This window comes from Cupriavidus sp. SIMBA_020 (assembly GCF_046535395.1).
GTDB classification, from domain to species: domain Bacteria; phylum Pseudomonadota; class Gammaproteobacteria; order Burkholderiales; family Burkholderiaceae; genus Cupriavidus; species Cupriavidus campinensis.
On the sequence record NZ_JAWRWU010000834.1, the window covers coordinates 1 to 263 of the forward strand.

General features: G+C 62.0%; 1 protein-coding gene. It reads left to right on the forward strand.

Annotated elements, in window-relative coordinates; all coding sequences use genetic code 11:
* Positions 1 to 50: 50 nt before the first annotated feature.
* Positions 51 to 263, forward strand: a 213-nt coding sequence (locus tag SB751_RS31720) for a molybdopterin-binding protein (RefSeq protein WP_006400187.1), incomplete at its 3' end; no start/stop codon positions are given.

The window sequence follows — 263 nt, forward strand, 5'->3', positions numbered from 1 at the left end:
GGCGGCTGAGGCCGCCCGTCCCTGGACTTTCCATTCGGAGCGATTACCCGATGAGCATCACTGCAATCAACGTACGTAACCAGTTCAAAGGCAAGGTGAAGGAGATCATCCGCGGGCCGGTGGTGTCGGAAGTCGACGTCGAGACGCCGTTCGGCATCGTCACGTCGGTGATCACCACGCGCTCGGTCGACGAACTCGAACTGAAGGTCGGCGCGGAAGTCGTTGCGCTCGTCAAGTCGACCGAGGTGTCGATCGCGCGCCTC